The 2,539-nt window shown below is 59.2% G+C and carries 3 protein-coding genes; all 3 read right to left on the reverse strand.

Features of this window, described 5'->3' with window-relative positions:
* On the reverse strand, window positions 1-358 hold a 358-nt coding region (locus DW178_RS11050; protein WP_199669308.1), incomplete at its 3' end, for a Rep family protein.
* A 245-nt stretch (window positions 359-603) separates the two neighbouring features.
* On the reverse strand, window positions 604-1,815 hold the full coding sequence (locus DW178_RS11055; protein WP_118351513.1) for a plasmid recombination protein: 1,212 nt from the start codon (window positions 1,813-1,815) through the stop codon (window positions 604-606).
* A 468-nt stretch (window positions 1,816-2,283) separates the two neighbouring features.
* Window positions 2,284-2,539, reverse strand: a 256-nt coding sequence (locus DW178_RS11060; RefSeq protein ID WP_118351516.1) for a Rep family protein, incomplete at its 5' end; no start/stop codon positions are given.

Raw genomic sequence — 2,539 nt, forward strand, 5'->3', positions numbered from 1 at the left:
CGTCCATGTGGCACAGGTAGCGTGCGACGGCCGTCCAGCTGTCGCGGTACTGCACACTCGCTTCCTTGCACCCAAATGAGGTCAACACCTCTTTGGCTTCTTTTGCTTGAACGGCGTGCGAGAAGCGCACCACAACATGCCAGTGGGCTTCCTTCACCTCGCCCGCCGCCGTCACGTCGCGATCGTGCTTCATCGCGAGGCCCTCCATGCCGCTTTCGCGCATGAGGTCGAGGAAGTTGTCTGGCGCGGAATCCTCATAGAGGTACGCCCACCAAATCTTGTGCTGCTTGCCCTTACGGTTCTTTTCCTCGTAGCGGCGCCGAGCTTCGCGCTGCTTCTCCGGGTCTTTGTAAGCCATGAAAAAAGCCACCTTCCAACCATGGAAAGCGGCTCCGTTTTACGTTTACTTCTAGCCCTGACCTCGTGGTCTTGCTAAAATGGGTAATGCAGTTGGACGGAGCCGCAATCCGTTCTTCTCTTCGCTGGTTGTGGCTGCAACCAGAACCAGCACCAAACATTATAGGGCATCGCATAATGCGGTGCCCTTTCTTTTTCGCACGTCTACCAGCGCATATCAATCAGCGAGCAGAGCGAGCGTATCAATCATCGCGCACCGCGCCCACGCTGCTGCGGCACGTGCGGTCGGGCGCGGTTGTAGGCTTCCGCCGCCCGCTTGGCATCCCTCATCATGTCTTCCAGACCGTAACTCTCCGTCTTCGGCTTCGGCATCAGATATTCGAGCGGGCGCGATATTCGGCTTCTAAGCTCCTCCACCTTGAGCCGTATTCCCGCAACGTCTGCTCTGATTCGGCTCGCGAGTCCATCGCACTTAGCGCAGATCCTATCGAGGATTGCGCCGCGCTCAGCTTTCCCCGCAGCTTCCCAGCCCCGAACATCGGCAACGATGGGTCGAAGCTCCTCAACGTCTCGCGCAACCCCGTCCGCTCGTTGCCGAAGACACTCCAATCGCTCGGACTCGCCTATCGCCTTGGCTTCAAGGCTCGCCAGCTCCTCCTCCTTGCCCTTGATTGCCGCGTCAAGCTCGGCAGCCCTCTCCTCAGCCGCCCTAAGCGTCTCTGCGGCTCGCTGCTCTGCTTCGCCCACCACTTGCGCCGCCTGACGCTCTGCGGGCTTCACAATGCCGTCGTCAACGCTCTTGCGCACCTTCTCGATGTCGGCGGACTTGTCCGCATACACGCGCCGCGCACGCGTCTCCTCGCCAAGCTCGATTTCGGGTCGGTAACCCAAAGCCCTTTCCAGATAGTCCCCCAGCTCCTTGTGCATCGACCGATAGAACGTGCGGGGGCACATCTGCTTGTAATTGAACCGCCCATCAAGTATCGGGGTGAACGGCACGTGCATATGGGTACGGGCTGGCGTGCCGTCCTTCAGAACCTCGTCCCCATGCACGAACCCGCCCATCATGTTTTCAATGCCGAACTTCTTCGAGAGATACCAATAGGTCATACGGAAGAACTTGCCCTCATCGCCCTTGCGGACGTTCTCGGGCAGCGTCACCACTACGTCAGCCATCACCACCGCGTCCTTGCGCGTAGCTCGCTTTCCAGCCTCCTTGGCTTCTTCGTTCACGCGTTCGATGCGCCTTTCAACCGTCGCCCAATTCGGCTCGCCCTCGCGGGTACGGACCTTGCCGACAACGAGCTTCCCGTCCTTGTTTTCGTAGTGACCGAGCACCATGTTCGCATCCGACCGCTTCGGGTCGATGTTCTCGCGCCCGAGACTGGACTTGTCGCGCCTGTAGTGAGCGAGCATGTGCCCGACCGACGAAGCCTTGTATTTTTGGATGTGTGCCATAGCCGAACCGCCTTGCGTCAGATTTTAACCGACTAAAGTCTAGCACGTTAGACCTTACCTACGGTAAGGACGTGCCCTGCGGGGCTTCTCCGCAATCCTCCCAGCGGTCGAGATTGCTGCGCGTCATGGGTGGCGGCACCCATTCCTTGCCCTGTCGGCTGCGCCGAAATGGAGGGGTTGCACCCCTCCAAACCTCCCCGTTTTATGCCCGCAGGGTTCGGGTTCGGGGTTCGGGACTCCAGGGGAGTGACGCAGTATCCCGAACCCTGCGGGTCCGGGAACTCCCCTGGTTCGAACAAGCAAGTTTTCCGTTGTTGGGACGAGGGCAAGGAAAGGGTCGATGGAGCAGAGCGTCCATCGACCCTTAATCAAGTCTGGTCTATTCGATTGCCCGCCGCGTCAAGGCTACGAATCTTTCCCGCTTCGCGAAAAAGATTCTCGGCGGCTAAAGCCGCAACCTTGACCCGCCTACTCTTCCTCACCTGAAAGCAAGTCGTAGCGGTAGCTCTTCAAGTACTCACGCATGAAAATCGCGCAGTTGTCCGAGAGCGCCATGAACCACTCAAGCTCGTTTGCGCGGGCGTAATCGACGAGCTTGTTGAAGCTGTAGATGCGGTTCTCCTTCGCCCAGTCGCACATCTCCGAGATGATTCGGTATTTGTCGGCGGAACGGTTGATGGCGGCGAGATAATCCGCGCCGCCGAACTCGACCACATCGGCGGGG

The organism is Eggerthella sp. AM16-19, from assembly GCF_003474385.1.
Lineage (GTDB): Bacteria > Actinomycetota > Coriobacteriia > Coriobacteriales > Eggerthellaceae > Senegalimassilia.

Excerpts from the sequence above, each read along its gene's own strand:
- DW178_RS11055 (WP_118351513.1), bottom strand. The coding sequence starts at position 1,815 with ATGGCACACATCCAAAAATACAAGGCTTCGTCGGTCGGGCACATGCTC.